Below are 22,149 nucleotides of genomic sequence, written 5' to 3'. Positions count from 1 at the left end.
GCGCGCTCAGCTCCCGACGACGCGCAGCGACAGCCACAGCGCCACCACGGCCGGAACCAGCGCGGCCGGTACCGCGAGCAGCCCGAGCCGGGTGAACTCCCCGACCTCGACCCGGTGTCCGTGCTGCTGCACGATCCGCCGCCACAGCAGGGTCGCCAGCGATCCGGCGTAGGTCAGGTTGGGGCCGATGTTCACGCCGAGCAGCACCGCCAGCACGGCACCGGGACCGGCCTCCGCGGTCAGCGGCAGCAGCACCAGGACCGCGGGCAGGTTGTTGACGATGTTCGCCAGGACGGCGGCCAGTGCGGCCGTGCCCAGCAGCGTGAGCAGGCCCGAGCCGGCGGGCAGCACCCGGTGGAGCGCGTCGGCGAGCCCGTGGTCGACGACCGCCCGCACCACGACGCCGAGGGCGAGCACGAACGCCAGGAACGCCGGGGCCGCGGACCGCACCACGGTCAGCGGGGTGGCCTGTCGCCGCAGCAGCGCCCGTACGGCCAGCACGAGCGCCCCGGCCAGGGCGGCCCAGGCCGGTGCGATCCCGAGCGCGGAGGCCACGACGAACCCGGCCAGCGTGCAGCCCACGGTGACCAGGGCGAACAGGGGCGGCTCGGAGGGCCGCTCGGCGTCGGGCGAAGGGAGAGGGGCGGTCAGCTCCTCGTCGAAGAAGCGCCGGAACACCAGGTACTCCGCGCCGATCGCCACCAGCCAGGGCAGCGCCATCAGCGCCGCGAACCGGGTGAAGCTCAGCCCGCTCGCCGTGAAGGCCAGCAGGTTGGTCAGGTTGGAGACCGGCAGCAGCAGCGAGGCGGTGTTCGACAGATGGGCGCACGCGTAGAGGTGCGGCCGGGCCCGGACGCCCATCCGGGTGGCGGTGGCGAGCACCACCGGGGTCAGCAGGACGACGGTGGCGTCCAGACTGAGCACGGCCGTGATGACGGAGGCCAGCGCGAACACCGCGGTCAGCAGCCGCGCGGGACGCCCCGCCGCCCAGCGGGCCATCCACGCCCCGCAGGCCGTGAACAGCCCCTCGACGTCGCAGAAGTGCGCGAGCACCAGCACGGCCGCGAGGAAGCCGACCACGGGCCCCAGCCGCTGGATCTCCTCCCACGCGTGGCCCGGCGAGATCACTCCGACGGCGACCGCGAGCCCGGCGGCCGGAACGGCCAGCACGGCCTCGGGCAGCCCCCGCGGACGGAGCACCGCCCAGACCAGCACGGAGGTCAGCAGCGCCACGGACAGGACTTCGGCGAGCGGGGCGTTCAGGGCGGAGTCCTCCGGGGCGTGATCACAGCGTGCCCGCCCATGAAACCAAGGGTTGGTAAGAGAACTACTAGACCGGGAAGTGCGCTGTCACAGCTCGTCGAGCAGGGCCAGCTCCGCCCAGATCGTCTTGCCCTCGGCGGTGTGCCTGCTGCCCCAGCGCTGGGTGAGCTGGGCGACCAGGAGCAGGCCGCGGCCCCCCTCGTCCCAGGTCTTGGCACGGCGCAGGTGCGGCGCCGTGTGGTTGGTGTCGGACACTTCGCAGATCAGCGTGGACGCGTCGTGGATCAGCCGCAGCCGGATGGGCTGGGCGCCGTAGCGGATGGCGTTGGTGACCAGCTCGCTCACCACCAGTTCCCCGGTGAACGTGGCCTCGGTCAGCCCCCAGCGGTCGAGCTGGTCGACGACCTGCTTGCGGATGGGGGCCACCAGCGCCGGATCGGCGGGGATGTCCCAGGTCGCCACCTGGGAGGACGGCAGCCCCCGGGTGCGGGCCAGCAGCAGGGCCACGTCGTCGGCGGAGCCGCTCGGCGGGAGCAGGGAGTGCAGCACGCGGTCGCAGATCTCGTCCAGGGAGTCGGAAGGAGCCGACAGCGCCTCGCGCAGCATCCGGTGGCTCGCGTCGACGTCCCGCTCGCGGCTCGCGACCAGCCCGTCCGTGTGGAACGCCAGGACGCTGCCCTCCCGCAGCTCCACCTCGGCGCTCTCGAACGGCAGCCCCCCGACACCGAGCGGGGGACCGGAGGGCAGATCGAGCTGCCGGGCCGGGCCGTCCGGCGGCACCAGCATGGGCTGCGGGTGCCCGGCCCGGGCCAGGGTGCAGCGCCGCGACACGGGGTCGTACACGGCGTACAGGCAGGTCGCGCCCACCTCCCCGGTGCCGGCGTCGACACCGGACTCCTGGGACAGCCGGACCACCAGGTCGTCGAGGTGGGTGAGCAGCTCGTCGGGGGCCAGGTCGATGTCGGCGAGGGTGCGGACGGCGGTGCGCAGCCGGCCCATGGTGGCCGAGGCCTGGATGCCGTGCCCGACGACGTCGCCGACGACCATCGCGACGCGCATCCCGGACAGCGGGATCACGTCGAACCAGTCGCCGCCCACGCCGGAGCGGGTGGCGGGCAGATAGCGGGAGGCCGCCTCCACGGCGGCCGTGTGCGGCAGCTTGCGGGGCAGCAGGCTGCGTTGCAGGGTGAGCGTCGTCTCGCGCTCGCGGGAGTAACGGCGGGCGTTGTCGATGCAGACGGCGGCGCGGGCCGTGACCTCCTCGGCCAGCAGCACGTCGTCGTCGGTGAAGGGCTCGGGGCGCCGGAAGCGGGTGAAGACCGCGACCCCGAGGGTCGAGCCCCTGGCCTGGAGCGGCACGGACATCGTCGAGTGGATGCCGTACTCGCGGATCCGCCGGAACCGGACCGGGTCCCAGGCCAGCCACTTCTCGAGGTCGCCGCCGTCCGTTCCGGACGCCACGACCGTGCGCCCCGCGAGGAGCGAAGCGGCCTGCGGGGAGTTCTCCGGATAGACGTCCACCTGCCCGGGCTTGGCCACGGCCTCGGGGCTGCCCGAGTTGACCGACTGGTGGGCGGCCCGGCGCAGGCTCACCGGCGGTTTCGGAGGGGTCGGCGGGCCGGCGGACTCGCCGCCGTTGTCGCGTACGTCGAGCAGGTCGACGCTGACGAAGTCGGCGAGCGCCGGCACGCACACGTCCGCCAGCTCCTGGGCCGTACGGGTGACGTCGAGGGTGGTGCCGATGCGCACGCTCGCCTCGTTGACCAGCTGGAGCCGCTCCCGTGACCGGTACTGGTCGCTGAAGTCGTGGGCCGTCACGCACACGCCCCGCACCCGGCCCGAGTCGTCGGTGAGCGGTGCGAGCCGGGCCAGCCAGGCGTGCGCACCCCGGCTCTCGCCGCTGGCCTTCATGTACGTCTGCATGTCCTGCCGCCGGCCGGTGCTCAGCACGCGGCGCAGATTCTCTTCGAGTTCCGTGTTCTGCGGCCGGCTGCCGACTTCGGTGGGCCGCAGGCCGCGCAGCTGGTCGGCGGGCAGTCCGAGGAGGTCCGCCATGGCGTCGTTGACACCGCGCAGCCGCAGCCCTTCGTCGAAGATCATCGTGGCGCAGGGCGACTGCGTGAGGGCCGCCCGCACCAGCGGATCGTCCGTCGGCTCCGGGCCGGGGGCCTGAGGAGGGGAGACGGCGAGCCACTCGGTCGCCTCCGGGCCGTCCGGCGGTCTGCGGTGGGCGAGCACCCACGCGGTCACCGCGTGCCCATCGCGGTGACGCAGCGTGAGCACCCCGTTCCAGCGTGCGTCGGTCGGCACGGGCGGCGGTGCCGCTCCGTCGGCCAGCAGTTCGGCGGCCGGGCGGCCGAGGACCTCGGCGGCCGTGTGGCCCAGGAGGCGGTGGGCGCCCTCGCTCCACTCGGTGAGCGTGCCGTCGGCGGCGATGACGGCACGGGCGGCCACGGCATCGTCGATCGACTCGTCCGGGCTCATCGTCGCCACTCCATACGGACACTCACAGTGATCAGGGAGGTCGCTTGAGTTCCAGACTAGACCGTGGGTGCCCGACGTGACCCGGTAACCCCTGTGCCGCCCGGCCGAGCACGGTGAAGGCGCAATTCCGGCCGATGTGGCCTCTGGGGCAGAACAGCGCTGCCGCACCCTTGACGGCCCGGTGTGACACCTCGACAGAATCTGTTTGTTCACGATCAGTTGTGAGTACTTCTGGGTCTTCATGAGGGAGAAGCCGCCATGTCGGTCACGCGCAGATCGGTCCTGCTCGCCTCCGCCGCCGCGCCCGCGGCCGGAACACTGCTGGGTGCTCCGGAGGCGTGGGCCGCCGACGCGGCGCGCGGGGCGTCCGGTCGCCGTACCGTCGCGCTGCGCGACGGCTGGCGCTTCGCGCTGGTCAACCCGGGCGGGATCACCGACCCGACCGGCGCCTATGCCGACGCGGCCCTGCCCGGCTACGACGACTCGCAGTGGCGTGAGGTCGCCGTCCCGCACGACTGGAGCATCGAGCGGGCCCCCACCACCGAGCATGGCACCACCAGCGGCACCGGCTTCCTCCCCGGCGGTCTCGGCTGGTACCGCCTCGCCTTCACCCTGCCGCCCGCCCTCGCCGGCAAGCGGATCTCGGTGGAGTTCGACGGCGTCTACATGGACTCCACCGTCCACTGCAACGGCAAGGAGGCCGGCCGCCACCCCTACGGCTACACCGGCTTCGCGCTCGACCTCACCGACCTGGTGCACACCGACGGCACCACCGAGAACGTGCTCGCGGTCAAGGTCCAGAACCGGCTCCCCAGCAGCCGCTGGTACTCGGGCAGCGGCATCTACCGCGAGGCCCGCCTGGTGATCACCGAGCCGGTGCACGTGGCCCGCTGGGGTACCCGCGTCACCACACCCGAGATCTCCGCCGAACGGGCCGTCGTCCGCGTCGACACCTCGGTCGTCAACGCGTCGGGCGCGGGCGCCGACGTGGAGGTCGTCTCCCGGATCGTCGACCCCAAGGGCAGGACGGTCGCCCGTACCTCCTCCACAGCTGCCGTCACCGACGCCAGGACCGAGACCCACGAGCTCACGGTCCGGCGCCCTCAGCTGTGGGACATCGCGGCCCCGCACCGCTACACCCTGCACACCGAGCTGCGCGTCGGCGGCAGGACCACCGACACCTACCGCACGGTCTTCGGCTTCCGCACCTTCCGCTTCGACCCGGACGAGGGCTTCTTCCTCAACGGCACCCACCACAAGCTCAAGGGCGTCGACCTCCACCACGATCTGGGCGCGCTCGGCGCCGCGGTCAGCATCGATGCCGTCCGCCGCCAGATGGAGATCATGCTGTCCATGGGCGTCAACGCCCTGCGGACCTCCCACAACCCGCCCGCGCCCGAGGTGATCCAGGTCTGCGAGGAGCTGGGCATCGTCATGCTGGTGGAGGCGTTCGACTGCTGGCGCACGGGCAAGAACCGGTACGACTACGGCCGGTTCTTCGACGAGTGGTGCGAGAAGGACGCCACCGAGATGGTGCTGGCGGCCCGCAACTCGCCCGCCGTGCTGATGTGGTCCATCGGCAACGAGGTCCCCGACTCCACCTCCACCGCCGGTCTCGCCATGGCCGACCGGATCATCGCCGCGATCAGGGCCGCCGACGACACCCGCCCGCTGGTCATCGGCTCCGACAAGTACCGCCGCCTCCCCGCCAAGGGCTCCGCGGCCGACCTGATGCTGGCCAAGCTGGACGGCCTCGGCCTCAACTACAACACCGCCAAGTCGGTGGACCAACTGCACGCGGCCTACCCGCACCTCTTCCTCTTCGAGTCCGAGTCCTCCTCGGAGACCTCGACCCGGGGCGAGTACCAGGAGCCCGAACACCTCAACACCGGCGAGAACTACACCCCCGGGAGGCGCGGGACCTCCTCCTACGACAACAACCTCGCCTCCTGGACCATGAGCGGCGAGTACGGCCACAAGAAGGACCGGGACCGCAAGTGGTTCACCGGGCAGTTCCTGTGGTCGGGCATCGACTACATCGGCGAGCCCACGCCCTACGACGTCTTCCCGGTCAAGGCGTCCTTCTTCGGCGCCGTCGACACCGCGGGCTTCCCCAAGGACATGTACTACCTCTTCCAGAGCCAGTGGACCGAGGAGCCGATGGTCCACCTGCTGCCGATGACCTGGAACCACGCCGAGGGCGACACGGTCGAGGTGTGGGCGTACTCGAACGTCGACACCGTCGAGCTGTTCCTCAACGGAAAGTCCCTGGGCGTACGGCGGTTCGACACCAAGAAGACCGTCGACGGCCGCACCTACCTGGAGACGACCGAGGCGACCGGCGACGACAAGACCTTCACCGACGGCCCGTATCCCGGCAGCTACACCAGCCCGAACGGCAGCGCCGGCAAGCTGCACCTGACCTGGAAGGTGCCCTACCGGCCGGGACAGTTGAAGGCCGTCGCGCGGCGGGACGGCAAGGTGGTCGCCACCGACGTGCTGCGCACCGCCGGCGCCCCGCACGCGATACGCCTGACACCGGACCGCAACTCCGTTGCCGCCGACGGGCGTTCGCTGGTCTTCGTGACCGCCGAGGTGGTCGACCGGCGCGGTGTGGTGGTGCCGGACGCGGAGCACCTGCTCTCCTTCGAGGTGGCGGGCGGCTCGCTCGCCGGGCTCGACAACGGCCGCCAGGAGAGCGCCGAGCGCTACCAGGCGAGCACCCGCACCGCCTTCCACGGCAAGGCCCTCGCCATCGTCCGCTCCGGCACGAAGGCGGGCACGGTGAAGGTGACCGCCCGCGCCGACGGCCTGCGCACCGGCACGACGACCGTACGCGCCACCCGGGCGGCGGACCGGGCCGAGACCACCCCGCCCGCCTTCCGGCCGGAGCACCCCGCGCCCGTCGACCACCCCCAGGCGGACGCCAGTTACTCCGGCCGCCCGGACACCCTGCCCGCCGCCATGCTCGACGGCGACCCGGCCACCGGCTGGTCCAACGGCTTCTACAAGCAGGCGACGGCCCTGCTGCCCGCCTTCGACGGCGCCCGCACCGAGGACTGGGTCACGGTCGACCACGGACGCACCCGCGGCTTCGACCGGGTGGACGTCTCCTTCACCGTCGACGCCACGCACAGCCTGCCCGCGACGATCGAGGTGGCGGTGTGGGACGGCCGGGCGTGGCGGGCCGTGCGGGACACGGCGATCGACTGGGCCACCGCCTCCGACGCCCCCACCGTGATCACCTTCAAGGCCGTCCGCGGCTCCCGGATCCGGCTCACGATGACGAGCCGCCACCCCGACGAGGCCCGGGGCGCCCTCCGCATCAGCAGGCTGGAGACCCCGGCCGCCTGACCTCTCGGTCACCACGGTCCGGACGGGCGGCGAACAGCCATTCCCGTCCGGACCGTTGACGGGGCGTCACATCAGCAACAACCATGGCGGGCATCCACATCTGGGAGCGCTCCCACGCCGAGCGCCACCCGCACCTCTCCAGAGGAGCCCGGACGTGAAACGACGCAGAACCGCCCTGTTGTCCCTGACGGCCCTGCTGGCGACCGCGCTCACCGCGCTGCCCTCCGCACCGGCCGGGGCCGAGGAGGTCGAGCAGGTCAGGAACGGCACCTTCGACACGACCATGGACCCATGGTGGGCCACCAGCAACGTGACCGCGGGGCTGTCCGACGGCCGGCTCTGCGCCGACGTCCCCGGCGGCACCACCAACCGCTGGGACGCCGCCGTGGGGCAGAACGACATCACCCTCGTGAAGGGGGAGTCGTACCGCTTCTCGTTCAGCGCGACCGGCACGCCCGCCGGGCACGTCGTGCGGGCGATCGTGGGCCTGTCCGTGTCGCCGTACGACACCTACCACGAGGTGACACCGCAGCTCAGCGTCTCCGGCGACACCTACTCCTACACCTTCACCGCACCCGCCGACACCACCCAGGGCCAGGTCGGCTTCCAGCTGGGCGGCAGCGCGGACCCCTGGCGCTTCTGCATGGACGACGTCTCCCTGCTCGGCGGGGTGACCCCGGAGCCGTACGAGCCCGACACCGGGCCCCGGGTCCGCGTCAACCAGGTCGCCTATCTGCCCGCCGGGCCGAAGAACGCCACCCTGGTCACCGACGCCACGGCGAAACTGCCCTGGGAGCTGAGGACCTCCGGCGGGAAGACGGTCGCCCGGGGCACGACCGTGCCGCGCGGCGTCGACGCCTCCTCCGGGCAGAACGTCCACTCGATCGACTTCGGCGCGTACCGCAAGAAGGGCACGGGCCTCACGCTCGTCGCCGACGGCGAGACCAGCCGCCCCTTCGACATCGACGCGAGCGCCTACGAGCGGCTCCGGCTGGACTCGGCGAAGTACTACTACACCCAGCGCAGCGGCATCGCGATACGCGACGACCTGCGGCCCGGCTACGGCCGCCCGGCCGGGCACGTGGGCGTGGCCCCCAACAAGGGCGACACCGACGTCCCGTGCCAGCCCGGCGTCTGCGACTACAGCCTGGACGTCAGCGGCGGCTGGTACGACGCCGGCGACCACGGCAAGTACGTCGTCAACGGCGGCATCTCCACCTGGGAGGTGCTGAGCACCCACGAACGCGCGCTGCACGCCCGCACCGGCGACCCCCGCAAGCTCGGCGACGGCACGCTCGCCATCCCCGAGAGCGGCAACAAGGTCCCCGACATCCTCGACGAGGCCCGCTGGGAGCTGGAGTTCCTGCTCAGGATGCAGGTGCCCGACGGCAAGCCGCTGGCCGGCATGGCCCACCACAAGATGCACGACGAGCAGTGGACCGGCCTGCCGCTGCTGCCCAGCGACGACCCGCAGAAGCGCGAACTGCACCCGCCGTCCACGGCCGCGACCCTGAACCTGGCCGCCACGGCCGCACAGGCGGCCCGCCTCTACCGGCCCTACGACAAGGCGTTCGCCGACCGGGCTCTGGCAGCCGCCCGCAAGGCCTGGGCGGCGGCGATCGCCCACCCCGACCGCTACGCCTCCGAGAGCGACGGCGTCGGCGGCGGCGCCTACGCCGACGGCGACGTCACCGACGACTTCTACTGGGCGGCGGCCGAGCTGTACCTCAGCACGGGCGAGAAGCAGTTCCAGGACTACGTACTGAAGTCGCCGGTCCACACGGCCGACATCTTCGCCCCCATCGGTTTCGACTGGGCCCGCACGGGCGCGGCGGGACGGCTCGACCTCGCCACGGTGCCGAACAGGCTGCCCGGCCGGGACAAGGTCCGCCAGTCCGTCGTCAAGGGCGCCGACCGCTACCTGGCCACCCTGAAGGCACACCCCTACGGCATGCCGTACGCCCCGGACGGCAACAAGTACGACTGGGGCTCCAGCCACCAGGTCCTCAACAACGCCGTCGTGCTCGCCACCGCGTACGACATCACCGGCGCCTCGAAGTACCGGGACGGCGCGCTCCAGAGCATGGACTACATCCTGGGCCGCAACGCCCTGAACATCTCCTACGTCACCGGCTACGGCGAGGTCAGCGCCCAGAACCAGCACAGCCGCTGGTACGCCCGCCAGCTCGACCCGAGCCAGCCGAACCCGCCGAAGGGCACCCTCGCGGGCGGACCGAACTCGAGCATCCAGGACCCCTACGCACAGAGCAAACTCCAGGGCTGCGTCGGTCAGTTCTGCTACATCGACGACATCCAGTCGTGGTCGACCAACGAGCACACGATCAACTGGAACGCCGCCCTGACCCGCATGGCCGCCTTCGTGGCGGACCAGGGATAGGGACCGCCCAGGCACGCCGGGTGCCGGGGGAGTCCGCCGACAGGACGCCTCCGGCACCCGCGCGTAGCCTGGTGTCATGCACGCGGTGCGGGTAGACGGCATCGAGGTCGCCTACGACCGGGTGGGCCAGGGCCCGCCCCTGGTGCTCGTGCACGGCGCCACCACCGACGCCCGCGTGTGGCGTCCGCAGCTCGCGGACCTCGCCGACGAGTTCACCGTCGTCGCCTGGGACGAGCCCGGGGCCGGCCGCTCCTCCGACGTACCGCCCTCCTTCGTCCTGGCGGACTACGCCCGCTGTCTCGCGGCCGTCATCGAGGACGTGGACCTCGGTCCGGCGCACGTCCTCGGCCTGTCGTGGGGCGGGACCGTCGTGCTGGAGCTCTACCGGCACCACGCCGAGCTGGTCCGGACCCTGCTCCTCGTGGACACCTATGCGGGGTGGAAGGGCTCGCTGCCTCCGGCGGAGGTGCGCAAGCGGGTCGAGGGCGCGGAGCGGATGCTCGCGGTCCCGGACGAGGAGTTCGCGCCGACCGTGCCCGGCCTGTTCGCGGGGCGGCCACCGGCCGAAGCCGTCCGCCTGCTGTCCGTGATGTCCGCCGACACCCGGCCCCGGAGCATGCGGACGGAGCTCACCGTCATGGCCGAGGCCGACCAGCGCGACCTGCTGCCCAAGATCAGGGTGCCGACCCTGCTGCTGTGGGGCGAGCTCGACGCACGCTCGCCGGTGGACCTCGTCGCCCGTCCCCTCCTGGAGGCGATCCCGGAGGCCACCCTGGTCGTGCTCCCCGGCACCGGGCACCTCAGCAACCTCGAGGCCCCCGAGCCGTTCAACCGGACTGTCCGGGAGTTCTGTCGCGCCCGCTCCTGACCACGAGTTCCCCGGGCCGCTCATGGGCGGTCAGGGTGTGCAGCCGGGCCCGGTCGAGCGGCTCGTGCACCTCGACGTACTCGCCGTGCGGCAGCCGCTTGATCACGCCGGTCTCCCGGCCGTGCAGCACCAGCTCCCGGTCGCGCAGCTGGAGCCCCAGGCAGATCCGCCGGGTGACGACGAAGACGACCGCCGGGACGACGAACACCGCGATCCGCACCGCCCAGGTCACCGTGTTGATCGACAGGTGGAAGCGGGTCGCCACGATGTCGTTCCCGCCGCCCGCCAGCAGCACCAGGTAGAGGCTGATCCAGGCCGCCCCGATCGCCGTGCGGACCGGACGGTTGCGCGGCCGGTCCAGCAGATGGTGCTCGTGCCGGTCGCCCGTGAACCTCGCCTCCAGGAACGGGTACACGCCGATGAAGAGCAGCAGCAGCGGGAACACCACGATCGGGATGAACACGCCCAGCACCAGCGTGTGGCCCCACAGCGTGACCTCCCAGCCGGGCATGATCCGCACCAGCCCCTCGGCGAAGCCGAGGTACCAGTCGGGCTGGGCGCCCGTGGACACCTGGTCGGCGCGGTAGGGGCCGTACGACCACACCGGGTTGATCGTCGCGACCGCCGCCATCAGCGCGAGCACCCCGAACACCAGGAAGAAGAAGCCGCCCGCCTTCGCGAGGTACACCGGCATGAAGGGCGCGCCCACGACATTGCGTTCGGTGCGCCCGGGGCCCGCGAACTGGGTGTGCTTGTGGTAGACGACCAGCAGCACGTGGACCACGATCAGCGCCGCCATGACCCCGGGGATCAGCAGGACGTGCAGCGAGTAGAACCGGGCCACGATGTCGTCGCCGGGAAACTCGCCGCCGAACAGGAACATCGCCAGGTACGTCCCCACGATCGGCACCGACAGCAGCGCGCCGTGCACGAACCTCAGGCCCGTGCCAGAGAGCAGGTCGTCCGGCAGCGAGTAGCCGAACAGCCCCTCGAACAGGCCGAGGAAGAGCAGCAGCCAGCCGAACAGCCAGTTGACCTCCCGCGGCTTGCGGAAGGAGCCGGTGAAGAAGTGCCGCATCATGTGCGTCAGCATCCCGGCGACGAAGACCAGCGCCGCCCAGTGGTGCAGCTGCCGGATCAGCAGCCCGCCGCGCACGTCGAAGCTGATGTCCAGCGTGGAGGCGTAGGCCTCGGACATGCGCACGCCGTTCAGCGGTGCGTAACTCCCGTGGTACGTCACCTCGTTCATGGACGGATGGAAGAACAGCGTCAGATACACGCCGGTGAGGACCAGTACGACGAAGCTGTACAGGCAGATCTCGCCGAGCAGGAAGGACCAGTGGTCGGGGAACACCTTGCGCAGGTACTTCCGGCCGAGCGGGTGGGTCCCGAGCCGGCCGTCGAACCAGTCCGCGAGCCGCTCACCGCGTCCGACGCTCACGCCGCCTCCTTGGGCAGGTGGGCGAGCTTGTCCGGGTTGGCCACGACGTAGATGCCGCGCACCCGGTCGCCCTCCGGAGTGAGGTCCAGGACCAGGACGGCGTAGGGCGCGTCGCCGTCGAACAGCACCGCCGCGTCGTCGCCGTTGACGCGCCGGTAGCGGAAAACCGGGTTGCTCGGGCCGCCCCGCCCGGAGGTGAGCAGTCGGGCCACCTTGTCCCGGCCGTGCACCGGGCGCAGGCTCGCCGGCCTGCGCTTCCCGCCGGCGTCCGTCCACGCCGTGACGTCCGGCGCGAGGACCTCCATCAGCTCGGCGATGTCCCCACCGAGCGCCGCCCGCACGAACCGCTCGGTCGCCTCCCGCCGCACCCGCGGATGCGCCTCGTACCGGGGCCGCCGCGCGTTCACATGCTCCCGGGCCCGGTGCGCCAACTGCCGTACGGCGGCGGGGGAGCGGTCGATGATCCCGGCTATCTCGGCGTGCGGGTAGCCGAACACCTCGCCCAGGACGAACACGGCCCGCTCCAGCGGGGTGAGCGACTCCAGGACCACCAGCATCGCCAGCGACACCGACTCCGAGCGCAGGGCCGGGCCGTCGGCGGTGTCGGCGCCCTCGTCGGTGACCAGCGGCTCGGGCAGCCAGGAGCCCACGTACGTCTCCTGCCTGCGGCTGATCACGGCGCGGCGGCGCAGCGCGTGGTTGACCGCCACCCGGACCAGATAGGCCCGGGGATTGTCGACGCCGGCCAGGGGAGCGCCCCCGCCGCGGGCCGTCCAGGACAGCCATGTCTCCTGCAGGACGTCCTCGGTGTCGGCGACACTGCCCAGCATGTTGTAGACGACGCCGAACAGCAGCTCGCGGTGGTCGACGAACACCCCGGTCGCCTCGTCGAGCGGGGCGGCGGTGCCGGGTACGGGGATCTCGGTCATGCGTGGTCCTCCCAGAGACGCGCTCACTACTGCGAGCCGCGCGGGGGCCCGGAATGTGACATCGGGTGGTGCGATGTGATGCAGATCTCAGCGGATGACTCGTGGTGCACCGCCTTCGGTACCGTCGGCTCAACCCTCTGACCTGGGCGTATTTACGAGTCAGTACCCGAGCGGTACCGTGAAGGCATGCCAGCTCTCAACGTGGAGTTCAGCGACCGCGAACTTGAGGACCTGCGGCAGATCGCCAAGGAGCGCGGTACGTCCATGAAGGCGCTCGTGCGGGAGGCGGCCGCCGCCGACATAGCCCGCCACCGGGCGCTGCAGGAGGGCGCGGAGGCCTTCCGCAGGTTCTTCGCGACCCACGCCGACGAGTTCGCCGCCGCCTTCCCGGACGACGAACCGCCCGCCAAGGGCGAGGGGCGGGCTGCCTGACCGATGGCACCCGTCCTCCACATCGACGTGCCCTGGCTGCTCCAGCGCCACGAAGAGGTCCTGCCGGACCAGCCCACCATCAACGACTTCTCCGCGTTGGTGGCCGCGGTCGCCCGGCACCGTGTCGACCCGCCCCGTCTCGGCGTCAACTCCGACCCGGCCTGGCGAGCCGCCGCGCTGCTGCACACCATCACCCTGCTGCGGCCGCTCCCGTCGGCCAACGCCCGCTTCGCATGTGCGACGGCCGTGGCGTACATGTTCGTCAGCGGCGTCGGCATCGACCCGCCCTACGGCGCCCTCGTCGACCTCGCCCGCGATCTGATGTCCGGCACGACCGACGTCTACGGTGCGGCGGACCGGCTGCGGTCCTGGCAGATCTGAAAGGTCGAAAACCGGTACGAACGGCGTGCGCCTGTTCCCATTTCTGACTTTCTGTCAATGGGCTTGATGTTGCACCGGCGCCTTGTTGGTCCTGTGGGGGTTGTGCAAGAGTGAAACACACGTGCGGGGGGAATGGCCGGGTGTCGCACGCTTTTTGTAGACCGGGTCCGATTCGCCGTCGGTGAATTCGCACCTCCCGCGCCCCGTCAAAAAGGTACGCACCAACCGGGCTCCTTTTTCGGCGGCAGGACTTCTGGTGCCACATGCGCGTGGGAAGGAACCATCTCAGTGCCCACCCCCCACCCCCCTCGCCCTCCGTATCCCCCGCCCGGCGGGGATCCCGGGGAATCCGATGAATCTCTCGCCGCTCCGCTGAGAGGCAGCCCGGAGGGCGGGGTCGCCGCCCATTCCGTCGCGCTGCTGATGGCGCGGCACTGGCAGCCGGTGTACGAGTACACGGTCATCTGTCTCGCCTCGTCGGCGCAGGTCGCCGAGATGGTCACCGGGACCGTCTTCCACCGGACCCTGAACCGCCTCGCCTTCGGTGAGTCGGCCGTCGCGCTGCGCCCGGCGCTTCTGGTGACCGTGCGCGACACGGTCCGCGAGTGGTCCGGCGACGATCGAATATCCACCGTACTTCCGGCGTTGCAGAAACCGGCCGGAGGGCGCGGGCTGCGCGCGGCGACGTCCATGACGCCCGAAAATCGCGTCCTCGCGGAGCGGGCATTTCAGGCACTTCCCGCAGCCGCGCGCTGTTTGCTCTGGCATGTCGAGGTCGAGGCCGATCCTTTAAGCGTCCCGGCCGGTCTGCTGGGCATGGATACCGATCTCGCGTCGGCCGCACTCGAACAAGCGCGTGAAAAATTCCGCAAGGGTTGTGTACATGCCCATAGTGAACTCGCGCCGACGCAGGATTGCCGCTTCTACAACCGCCTCCTCGACGTGCCGATCCGCCGGGGTGGCGCACTGCTGCCCGACGTCCAGGACCATCTGGCGGAGTGCCGCTACTGCCGCGACGCGGCCGAACAACTGAGCCATTTCGAGGGCGGGCTCGGCCTGCTGATCGCCGAAGCGGTCCTCGGCTGGGGCGCCCGCCGCTACCTCGACTCCCGCCCGGGCCGGAACTCGCACGGCACGCGGGGCGGACGCGCGGGCCGGCGCGGCGCAGGGCGCGGTGACGGGCGGCCAGGGGGCGGACGCCACCGCCTGCTGTCCCGGCTCCCCGCCCAGGTACGCCGGGTCCAGGGCGTGCGCATCCCGGACGCGCTGCGCTCCTCACGGGCGCTGCTCTCGGGCGTCGGCGCGGTGTCGGCCGGGGTGCTGGCCACCGTGCTCATCCTCAGCGCGTCGTCCTACGACGGCGGCCAGGCCGACCCGGCCGGTTCCAACAGCGCCGCCGGCGGCAACGGCGCCGAAACCGTGACCCCGCCCGACACGGCCGGGCTTCCCACGGCACCGGGCGTGACACGGCTGCGCAACGCCGGTGCCGACCTGTGCCTCGACGTCCGGGACCTGCCGAAGGAGGGGGCGGGGACCGAGCTGGCCGCGTGCTCGGCGGAATGGACCCAGCAGTGGACGTACGAGAACGACGGGCTGCTGCGCAGCGTCGCCGATCCCGGCCTGTGCCTGGACTCGCACAAGGACGCCGGCGTCGTCGTCCTCGGCACCTGCGCCGAGGAGGATGCCGAGCGGACCGACGACGTGCGCTACGACCTCACCGTGCAGGGGCAGTTGCTGCCCCGCTGGGACGAGCAGCTCGCCCTCGCCGCCACGCATGACGACCCCGGTGCCGACATCGTCGTCAAGGTCCGCGACCGCTCCGACGCACAGCGCTGGCAGGCCGAGCCCGTGCCGACGACGGCGGGTTCCCTGTCGATCGAGGAGCAGGAGGGCCCGACGGCCCGGCAGGTGACCCTGCCCCAGGGCCGGACGGCGTGAGCAGGGGCCCAGGCGTCTGAGCGGGGCCGCGCGGCGCACGCGTCGCGCGGCCCCCTTCTCAGGCCGGGTCCTCGACGAGGTCGGCCGGACCGATCGTGCCCGGCGTGGCATGGCCCGACAGGGCGAGGGTCAGGTCGAGTTCGGCCAGCAGGCAGCGGATGACGTGTTCGACGCCCGACCGGCCGTCGAGGCCGAGACCGTAGACGTACGGGCGGCCGACGAGGACGGCGCGGGCGCCGAGGGCGAGCGCCTTGAAGATGTCGTCGCCGGTGCGGATGCCGCTGTCGAAGAGGACGGTGAGCCGGTCGCCGACGGCCTGCGCGACGCGGGGCAGCGCGTCGGCCGCCGCGACGGACCCGGCCACCTGGCGCCCGCCGTGGTTGGAGACGACGACGCCGTCCATGCCCGCCTCCGCGGCCTGCCGGGCGTCGTCCGGGTACAGCACGCCCTTGAGGACGATCGGGCCGTCCCAGTTCTCCCGCAGGAACGCCAGGTCCGGCCAGGACTTCGCCGGGTCGGCGAACATCCCCACGAAGTGCATCACGGCCGCGTTCGGATCCTCCTGCACCGGCTTGGCCAGACCCGCCTGGAAGGCCGGGTCCGAGAAGTAGTTGGCCGTGCCGACGCCGTGCAGGAACGGCAGATACGCCTGGTCGAGATCGCGCGGCCGCCACGCCAGCAGCGGCGTGTCCAGAGTGACCACGAGGACGCTGAACCCGGCCGCCTTCGCCCGGTTCAGGAAACTGCGGGCCACCTCCGGGTCCCTGGGCCAGTACAACTGGAACCACCGCTCGGCGTCACCCATCGCCTCGGCGACCTGCTCCATGGGCGTGCTCGACGCGGACGACAGCACGAAGGGCACACCCTGCGCGGCGGCCGCCCGGGCCGCGGCGGACTCGGCGTCCGGGTGCATGATCGACAGCACACCGACGGGGGCCAGCGCCAAGGGGGCCGGCAGGGCACGGCCCAGCACCTCGGCCGACAGGTCCCGTTCGTGCACGTCCCGCAGCACGCGGGGCACGATCCGGCGACGCTCCAGGGCGGCCCGGTTGGCGCGGGCCGTGCTCCCGTTGCCCGCGCTGCCCGCCACATAGCCGACCGGGCCGGGCCCGAGCCGCTGCTCGGTCAGCTCCTCCAGCCGCGTCAGATCGGTGGGCAGCCGGGGTACGGCACCCGTCATCCCGTTCAGATAGATCTCGTACTGGAAGTCCGCCCAGTGCTTGCCCACCGTACGCAACCGCCTCTCGTGTCTCCTCGTCGAGACCGTGCTTCACGGCCGACGATACCGAGCGGTATGGGCGACGGTGGATCAGGGGCGGTACACCCTGTGGTCACTCCTCGTCATGTGTGTGCTCGGCGTGATCCGCTTGATCCGGCTCGGCGTCAGGCCCCTGGGCCCGGACCCGTTGCACGTGTTCGAGGGAGTCGCGCAACTCCGCGAGCCAGTCGTCGGTGTGGCGCTGGACCAGGCGCACGCACCAGGCCAGCGCGTCACTGCGGCTGCGGGCGACGCCGCCGGCGATCAGGGTGTCGAGGACCTGGCGCTCCGGCTGGCGCAGCCGCGTCATGACGGGCGCGGCCACGTGCGTGAAGAGCGATCGCCGCCCGCCGCACTCCACACCCCAGGACACCTTCCGGCGGAACCGGTGCTCGGCATCCCGGGCCACGGCCATCCGGTCCTCGCGCGTGCGTTCCCGGAACTCCTGCACCCGGCTCTCCAGGGCCGCCTCCCGCTCGGCGGCCGGGGCGTCCTCGGCCAGCCGGGGTGCGGGGATGCGGCCGATCACGGTGATCTCCTCGCGGTCGACCGTGATCTCGGTCAGTTCCTCGAAGAGGTCGTCGGGAAGGCGGCCGGCGAACCAGCCGCGCAGTTTCTCTCGCTGCTCTGTCGTAATCATGTAATGACGATTACTCCGCCAGAGCTTGAACACAAGGGGTAACAAAGCAGTCGGCCGAGAGCGGAATCGGAATGTTTCAGGCCTATTAACGAACACGTGGGAATCGGCCATCTGGCCGCTTCGTGCCCCCGGGAGCCGTGCGGTTACGGGCTTCACGCGGGCGGGTTCCGTAACTTCGCGCCACTGATTCAACACGCAAGGTTACTGAAACCCGTGGGGTCGATGTGTGCTTCGGCGACGGACTCGGCAGACTCGCGTTCGCCGTCCCGGGCACCGACCGAGCACGGGCCGGCACACCCTGTAATCGAGCGGAAGGATGCACACAATGCGGAACACCGCGCGCTGGGCCATGACTCTCGGCTTGACGGCCACCGCCGTCTGCGGACCCCTCACCGGGTCCGCGCTCGCCACTCCGGGTCAGGCCCCCACCGCGCTCTACGCCCCGTCGGCCCTCGTTCTCACGGTGGGCCACGGTGAGAGCGCGGCCGAAGCGACACCGGAACGCGCGGTCACCCTGACCTGTGCCCCGACGTCCTCCGGCACGCACCCGGTCGCCACCTCCGCCTGCGCGGAACTGCGCGGCGTCGGCGGCGACATCCACGCCCTGACCGCCACGGACGGCGTGATGTGCACCAAGCAGTACGACCCGGTCGTCGTCACCGTCGACGGTGTCTGGCAGGGCCAGAGGGTCTCGTACGAGCGCACGTTCTCCAACGAGTGCGTGAAGAACGCCTACGGTTCCGGCGTCTTCGCGTTCTGAAGGACCGGGATCGCGCTGTTCCCGTGAGGCACAGCGGTTCGAGGCTGGGGAGCCGGGCCGCTGTCGCGGGGACCTGCGATCTCGCACAAGGGGGCCGGCGGGCGGAGTGGGGCCACCCGCCGGCCCCTGGGCTCACCGGCCACCGCGCACCGGGCTCAGACCCGGTCGCGGTGGCTCGTGTCGCACCACGGATAGCGGCGGCTGCGGCGACAGGTGCACAGGGCCACGCGGAAGCGGTCCGAGGTGACGACGGAACCGTCTTCCAGCTCCACTTCGACGGGGCCCTCCAGCAGCAGCGGGCCCTTGCGCTGGACCGTGACGCGGCGCGGTGCCGCGGACCGGTCAGACGGGGAGTTCGGCACGGACGACCACCAGCTCTTCCTTGTCCTCGGCGGCGGGCAGCAGCCCCCGCACCCGCAGCCAGCGTTCCCGGCCGCGCAGCACCGGGCCGAACGCGATCCGCCGCCGGCGCGTCACCGCGGCCTTCATGCCGGACGAGCGCAGGCACCCGACGGTCAGGTCCGGGCCGCTGAGCGCGGACTGCACCAGCAGCAGCACCCCGCCCGGACGCAGCAGGCCGGGCGCCTCCCGGCAGATCCGGTCCACGACCAGCCGTCCGTCGTCGCCCGCGTCCCAGGCGCGGGCAGCGCCCCGCGGCCGGCGGGTGCCGTCCGGCGCCGGCACGTACGGCGGATTGGCCAGGATCAGGTCGAACGACTCGCCGCGCACCGGATCGAAGAGGTTCCCGTGCCGGATGCGGACCGGCAGCCCCGCCCGCACGGCGTTCAGCCGTGCGGCCCACACCGCCCTGCGTGACACGTCCACAGCGGTCACCCGGAAGCCCCGGCGTGCGGCCTCCAGGGCCAGAGCGCCGGTGCCGGTGCCGACGTCCAGGACCTCCGCGCCCGGCGGCAACGGCTCGTCGGACAGGGCTCCGGCCAGCAGCTCGGTGTCTTCCTGCGGGGCGTACACGCCCGGGGGGACCAGTGGGTTCACGGCGCTCGGGTACCCGGGCATTCAGGAGATATGGGCTGTTTCATGCGCAATCGGGACACATAGTGACGAACGTGACGCACGCCAGTCGGCGAGCAGCCGGGCGCCGAAGCGGTCCTCGACGAACCCGGTGGCGTCGATCCCGAACGCGACATCCGCGGCCAGGTGCGGCTCCTCCGCCAGCAGACCGCCGATCACGTCATGGCGCACCACCTGCTCGTGGACCGCGTCGGCCTCGACGTGCTCGTCGTAGAAGTGCTCGGCCGCCGGCCCGGCGCCCGTGCGGCGCATCGCCTCCGCGAGCCGCCGGGAACCCGGCGACGAGGTGATCTCGACCGTCGCGAAGTGGCCGACCAGGGCGCCCCTGAGGGCCCGGTGCAGGCCGAAGAGGGACATGAGGTTCACCGTGACCAGGGCCTCGGCGCACGCCGCGTCGAGATAGCGGCCATAGGTGGTGTCCAGGCCCAGGTCCGTCATCAGGTCGGCGAACAGCCGGGCGTGCACCCGGTCGGCCCGGCCACCGCCCCACTCGTCGAACTCCACCGCCGCCATCCCGGCCTTCGCCCGGCCCCACAGCCGCGGCAGCACCCAGGCGTGCGGGTCCGCCTCCTTGAGGTGGTACAGGGACCGCTGGACCGCGTACTCGCGCAGGTGCCACAGCTCGCCCTCGTCGCGCAGGAAATGACTGACGCCCGTGCCGTCGACCGGCTCGACCAGCAGGCCCGCCAGCGCCTCGTCCACGCTGTCGTGGACCCGGGCGTCGGCGCGCAGGGCCGACAGGAAGCGGTGCTCCAGGGCCGCGCGGGTGCGCAGCAGCCCGGGGTCCCATTCATGGTCGGGGGACACCCCCGCGAACCCGCGGTAGTGCAGCTCGTAGCACACGTACAGGGCCAGCTGGAGATCCTCGCCGTACACCGCGGCCCGGGCGACGTCCTCGAGGCGGGGCAGCCGGCCCGCGCCCCGCAGGTACGCCTCGACGCCTCCGCTCAGGGGGCCGCGCGGGGCGGGCAGTCCTGGTCCTCCACGGTCGTGCTCCATGCGCGCCGGGTACCCGGCCGGCGTGCGCAGTCACCTACCCGCGTAGCGCCGGTACGGAGGGTTACTCCGGCACCTCATGAAGGCACTCGTGGTCAACTGCACCCTCAAGAAGTCGCCGGAGACCTCGAACACCGGGGCCCTGGCGAGCGTCGTCGTCGAGCAGCTGGAGAAGGAGGGTGTCGCCGTCGATGTCGTGCGGGCGGTCGACCTGGACATCGGCCCGGGGGTGACCAGCGAGCCGGTGCACGAGGGCGACGCCTGGCCGGGCGTGCACGAGCGGCTGCTGGAGTCCGAGATCCTCGTCATCGCCTCACCGACCTGGCTCGGCGGGCCGTCCTCTGTCGCCCAGCGGGTGCTGGAGCGGATGGACGCGATGATGTCCGAGACCGACGACGAGGGCCGGCCGGTCGCCTACAACCGGGTGGCGGGCGTGGTCGTCACCGGCAACGAGGACGGTGCGCACCATGTGATCAACGAGATCACGGGCGCCCTGGAGGACATCGGCTACACGATCCCCGGCCAGGCGTGGACATACTGGAACCAGGGGCCGGGCCCGGGGCCCAGCTTCCTGGACGCCGAGCGCGGCCACGACTGGTCGCGGTCGACCGGGCGGGCCATGGCGGCCAACCTGCTCGGCGTGGCGCGGGCCCTGGCGCAGCGGCCGCTCGGCCCGCCGCCCCAGTAGCCCGGCCCCGCCCGGCCCTTCCTTTCAGTCCCCGTGGGACTCCTCCTGGGCGCGCGTGTTGGGGGTGATGGCCTCTCCGGCCTCGCCCCGGTGGCGTCGCTGCTCGGCGGAGTCCTGCGTACGGTTCTCGGCATCCTCGATCTCGCGCAGCACCTCCTCCAGCGCCGTCTCGGGCTTCTTGTCGGAGCCGTCGTGATGGTTGTCCTGGGACACGGGGGTCTCCTTCCTGCGTTCGGTGCGTCCGTTGTCGTCTGCCGGCGATCAGGTGGAGGCGGTGGCGATGCGCAGCGGCACCGGGTCGGGAGGGGCCGCCTCCTCGGTGCGGCGGGTGACCTCCGCCCACCAGGCCGGGCCGTCCTCGATGTGCCGCAGCAGCACGCCCTCGCGGATCGCCCAGGGGCACACGGTGACGGATCTGAGGCCGGTCAGTTTCATCGCGGTGTGCGCGACGACCGCCCCGGCCAGGCTCTGCGCGGCCCGCGGGGCGGAGATGCCGGGCAGCTGCGCGCGTTCCGCGGCGGGCAGGGCGGCCAGCCGCGGGATCGCCTTCCGCAGCGCCGCGCGGTGCAACTGCCGGTCCACGAACGGACCGTGGCGTCCGGGCGCCGTACCGCACAGCCGTCCCAGCTGCTGGAAGGTGCGCGAGGTGGCGACCGCGGTGCGCGGGCCCTCCCAGCGGATCCGCGCCGCCACGTCCCGCAGCTGGTGACGGACCTTGCGGCGCAACGCCCGCACCCGCTCCGGTGACGGCGGGTCCTCGTCCTCGAAGAACTCGTGGGTGAGCCGCCCGGCGCCCAGCGGCAGCGAGGCCACGAAATCGGGCAACCGGCCGCGTCCGAAGGCGACTTCGAGCGAGCCACCGCCGATGTCGAGCAGGGCGAGCGGGCCCGACCGCCAGCCCATCCAGCGCCGGGCCCCGAGGAACGTCAGCTCCGCCTCGACCTCGCCCGGCAGGGTGCACAGGTCCACGCCGGTACGGGTCCGGACGGCGTGCAGCACCTCGTGCCGGTTCGACGCGCCGCGCACCACGGCGGTCGCGAACGCCAGCGGGGCCGCGGCGCCCCACCGGGCGGCGGTCCGGCTCGCGTCGGCGACCGCGTGCACCAGTTGTTCGACGGCCTGCTCAGGGATGGGTCCCCCCGGTGTGACCTGCTCGGACAGCCTGAGCCGCCACTTGGCGGTGTGCACCGGAAGCGGTACGCCACCGTCCGCGTCCGCGACCACCAGTCTGACCGTGTTCGATCCCACGTCCACCACGCTGATTCGCATGGGCCGTGGGTACCCATT

Annotated in this window: 19 protein-coding genes; 8 read left to right on the top strand and 11 right to left on the bottom strand. The window is 72.1% G+C overall.

What is annotated here, in order from left to right:
• Nucleotides 1-6: 6 nt before the first annotated feature.
• Complete coding sequence (locus ACZ3I3_RS15160; RefSeq protein ID WP_467365196.1) at nucleotides 7-1,233, bottom strand: arsenic transporter; 1,227 nt, start codon at nucleotides 1,231-1,233, stop codon at nucleotides 7-9.
• 117 nt (nucleotides 1,234-1,350) lie between these two features.
• A complete protein-coding gene (locus ACZ3I3_RS15155; protein ID WP_467365194.1) occupies nucleotides 1,351-3,747 on the bottom strand; it encodes a SpoIIE family protein phosphatase in 2,397 nt (798 codons plus the stop codon).
• Nucleotides 3,748-4,005: 258 nt separating this feature from the next.
• Here ACZ3I3_RS15155 and ACZ3I3_RS15150 point away from each other — a divergent pair, with 258 nt between their 5' ends.
• The 3 genes from ACZ3I3_RS15150 to ACZ3I3_RS15140 all read left to right on the top strand — a co-directional run bounded on the left by ACZ3I3_RS15150 (nucleotide 4,006) and on the right by ACZ3I3_RS15140 (nucleotide 10,367).
• The gene (locus ACZ3I3_RS15150) at nucleotides 4,006-7,101 is read left to right on the top strand and encodes a glycoside hydrolase family 2 TIM barrel-domain containing protein (protein ID WP_467365192.1); all 3,096 of its coding nucleotides are present in this window, start codon (nucleotides 4,006-4,008) and stop codon (nucleotides 7,099-7,101) included.
• A gap of 154 nt (nucleotides 7,102-7,255) precedes the next feature.
• Nucleotides 7,256-9,499 carry a glycoside hydrolase family 9 protein gene (locus tag ACZ3I3_RS15145; protein ID WP_467365190.1) on the top strand — a complete coding sequence of 748 codons (2,244 nt, stop codon included), beginning with the start codon at nucleotides 7,256-7,258 and terminating at the stop codon, nucleotides 9,497-9,499.
• A gap of 76 nt (nucleotides 9,500-9,575) precedes the next feature.
• A complete protein-coding gene (locus tag ACZ3I3_RS15140; protein ID WP_467365188.1) occupies nucleotides 9,576-10,367 on the top strand; it encodes an alpha/beta fold hydrolase in 792 nt (263 codons plus the stop codon).
• Here ACZ3I3_RS15140 and qcrB read toward each other — a convergent pair.
• Together qcrB and ACZ3I3_RS15130 are read right to left on the bottom strand one after the other, a co-directional pair.
• Nucleotides 10,327-11,808 (bottom strand): cytochrome bc1 complex cytochrome b subunit, encoded by a 1,482-nt coding sequence (qcrB, locus tag ACZ3I3_RS15135; RefSeq protein WP_467365186.1) that lies wholly within the window; start codon nucleotides 11,806-11,808, stop codon nucleotides 10,327-10,329. The two genes, ACZ3I3_RS15140 and qcrB, sit on opposite strands and share 41 nt — an antisense overlap.
• Nucleotides 11,805-12,737 (bottom strand): sigma-70 family RNA polymerase sigma factor, encoded by a 933-nt coding sequence (locus ACZ3I3_RS15130; protein WP_467365184.1) that lies wholly within the window; start codon nucleotides 12,735-12,737, stop codon nucleotides 11,805-11,807. Before ACZ3I3_RS15130 ends, qcrB begins: the two co-directional genes overlap by 4 nt.
• Before the next feature lie 186 nt (nucleotides 12,738-12,923).
• Between ACZ3I3_RS15130 and ACZ3I3_RS15125 the strand changes: the two genes are divergently transcribed.
• From ACZ3I3_RS15125 to ACZ3I3_RS15115, 3 genes are all read left to right on the top strand, one after another.
• Nucleotides 12,924-13,169, top strand: a complete 246-nt coding sequence (locus ACZ3I3_RS15125; protein WP_030845137.1) for a hypothetical protein — start codon at nucleotides 12,924-12,926, stop codon at nucleotides 13,167-13,169.
• 3 nt (nucleotides 13,170-13,172) lie between these two features.
• The gene (locus ACZ3I3_RS15120) at nucleotides 13,173-13,550 is read left to right on the top strand and encodes a hypothetical protein (protein ID WP_029181218.1); all 378 of its coding nucleotides are present in this window, start codon (nucleotides 13,173-13,175) and stop codon (nucleotides 13,548-13,550) included.
• 288 nt (nucleotides 13,551-13,838) lie between these two features.
• The gene (locus ACZ3I3_RS15115) at nucleotides 13,839-15,488 is read left to right on the top strand and encodes an RICIN domain-containing protein (RefSeq protein WP_467365182.1); all 1,650 of its coding nucleotides are present in this window, start codon (nucleotides 13,839-13,841) and stop codon (nucleotides 15,486-15,488) included.
• Between the two features lie 58 nt (nucleotides 15,489-15,546).
• Here ACZ3I3_RS15115 and ACZ3I3_RS15110 read toward each other — a convergent pair whose 3' ends face one another.
• Both ACZ3I3_RS15110 and ACZ3I3_RS15105 read right to left on the bottom strand, forming a co-directional pair.
• A complete protein-coding gene (locus ACZ3I3_RS15110) occupies nucleotides 15,547-16,716 on the bottom strand; it encodes a lactate 2-monooxygenase (RefSeq protein ID WP_467365180.1) in 1,170 nt (389 codons plus the stop codon).
• 103 nt (nucleotides 16,717-16,819) lie between these two features.
• On the bottom strand, nucleotides 16,820-17,386 hold the full coding sequence (locus ACZ3I3_RS15105) for a hypothetical protein (protein ID WP_467365178.1): 567 nt from the start codon (nucleotides 17,384-17,386) through the stop codon (nucleotides 16,820-16,822).
• Between the two features lie 325 nt (nucleotides 17,387-17,711).
• Here ACZ3I3_RS15105 and ACZ3I3_RS15100 point away from each other — a divergent pair, with 325 nt between their 5' ends.
• The gene (locus ACZ3I3_RS15100) at nucleotides 17,712-18,146 is read left to right on the top strand and encodes a protease inhibitor (RefSeq protein ID WP_467365176.1); all 435 of its coding nucleotides are present in this window, start codon (nucleotides 17,712-17,714) and stop codon (nucleotides 18,144-18,146) included.
• 155 nt (nucleotides 18,147-18,301) lie between these two features.
• Here ACZ3I3_RS15100 and ACZ3I3_RS15095 read toward each other — a convergent pair whose 3' ends face one another.
• Genes ACZ3I3_RS15095 through ACZ3I3_RS15085 form a run of 3 tightly spaced genes read right to left on the bottom strand, consistent with a single transcriptional unit; the run spans nucleotide 18,302 to nucleotide 20,177 of the window.
• Nucleotides 18,302-18,508: a CDGSH iron-sulfur domain-containing protein gene (locus ACZ3I3_RS15095; protein WP_467365174.1), complete on the bottom strand. Its 207-nt coding sequence runs from the start codon at nucleotides 18,506-18,508 to the stop codon at nucleotides 18,302-18,304.
• Nucleotides 18,489-19,163, bottom strand: coding sequence for a HemK2/MTQ2 family protein methyltransferase (locus ACZ3I3_RS15090; RefSeq protein ID WP_467365172.1), 675 nt, complete (start codon nucleotides 19,161-19,163; stop codon nucleotides 18,489-18,491). Before ACZ3I3_RS15090 ends, ACZ3I3_RS15095 begins: the two co-directional genes overlap by 20 nt.
• A complete protein-coding gene (locus ACZ3I3_RS15085; protein WP_467365170.1) occupies nucleotides 19,164-20,177 on the bottom strand; it encodes an iron-containing redox enzyme family protein in 1,014 nt (337 codons plus the stop codon). It lies immediately after the preceding gene.
• A gap of 76 nt (nucleotides 20,178-20,253) precedes the next feature.
• On the opposite strand from ACZ3I3_RS15085, the gene ACZ3I3_RS15080 reads away from it, so the two are divergent.
• Nucleotides 20,254-20,862 (top strand): flavodoxin family protein, encoded by a 609-nt coding sequence (locus tag ACZ3I3_RS15080; protein ID WP_467365168.1) that lies wholly within the window; start codon nucleotides 20,254-20,256, stop codon nucleotides 20,860-20,862.
• A 24-nt stretch (nucleotides 20,863-20,886) separates the two neighbouring features.
• On the opposite strand, the gene ACZ3I3_RS15075 is transcribed toward ACZ3I3_RS15080, so the two are convergent.
• On the bottom strand, nucleotides 20,887-21,075 hold the full coding sequence (locus ACZ3I3_RS15075; protein ID WP_467365167.1) for a hypothetical protein: 189 nt from the start codon (nucleotides 21,073-21,075) through the stop codon (nucleotides 20,887-20,889).
• Nucleotides 21,076-21,123: 48 nt separating this feature from the next.
• Nucleotides 21,124-22,131, bottom strand: coding sequence for a Ppx/GppA family phosphatase (locus ACZ3I3_RS15070; protein ID WP_467365165.1), 1,008 nt, complete (start codon nucleotides 22,129-22,131; stop codon nucleotides 21,124-21,126).
• Nucleotides 22,132-22,149 lie beyond the last annotated feature (18 nt).

This window comes from Streptomyces sp. NPDC016851, from assembly GCF_055562795.1.
This window is presented reverse-complemented; position numbering and strand designations above follow the sequence as displayed.

Coding starts and splice junctions, on each gene's coding strand:
- ACZ3I3_RS15155 (WP_467365194.1), bottom strand. CDS start 3,747: ATGAGCCCGGACGAGTCGATCGACGATGCCGTGGCCGCCCGTGCCGTC.
- ACZ3I3_RS15150 (WP_467365192.1), top strand. CDS start 4,006: ATGTCGGTCACGCGCAGATCGGTCCTGCTCGCCTCCGCCGCCGCGCCC.
- ACZ3I3_RS15140 (WP_467365188.1), top strand. CDS start 9,576: ATGCACGCGGTGCGGGTAGACGGCATCGAGGTCGCCTACGACCGGGTG.
- ACZ3I3_RS15130 (WP_467365184.1), bottom strand. CDS start 12,737: ATGACCGAGATCCCCGTACCCGGCACCGCCGCCCCGCTCGACGAGGCG.
- ACZ3I3_RS15125 (WP_030845137.1), top strand. CDS start 12,924: ATGCCAGCTCTCAACGTGGAGTTCAGCGACCGCGAACTTGAGGACCTG.
- ACZ3I3_RS15120 (WP_029181218.1), top strand. CDS start 13,173: ATGGCACCCGTCCTCCACATCGACGTGCCCTGGCTGCTCCAGCGCCAC.
- ACZ3I3_RS15105 (WP_467365178.1), bottom strand. CDS start 17,386: ATGATTACGACAGAGCAGCGAGAGAAACTGCGCGGCTGGTTCGCCGGC.
- ACZ3I3_RS15100 (WP_467365176.1), top strand. CDS start 17,712: ATGCGGAACACCGCGCGCTGGGCCATGACTCTCGGCTTGACGGCCACC.
- ACZ3I3_RS15090 (WP_467365172.1), bottom strand. CDS start 19,163: ATGCCCGGGTACCCGAGCGCCGTGAACCCACTGGTCCCCCCGGGCGTG.
- ACZ3I3_RS15085 (WP_467365170.1), bottom strand. CDS start 20,177: ATGGAGCACGACCGTGGAGGACCAGGACTGCCCGCCCCGCGCGGCCCC.
- ACZ3I3_RS15080 (WP_467365168.1), top strand. CDS start 20,254: ATGAAGGCACTCGTGGTCAACTGCACCCTCAAGAAGTCGCCGGAGACC.
- ACZ3I3_RS15070 (WP_467365165.1), bottom strand. CDS start 22,131: ATGCGAATCAGCGTGGTGGACGTGGGATCGAACACGGTCAGACTGGTG.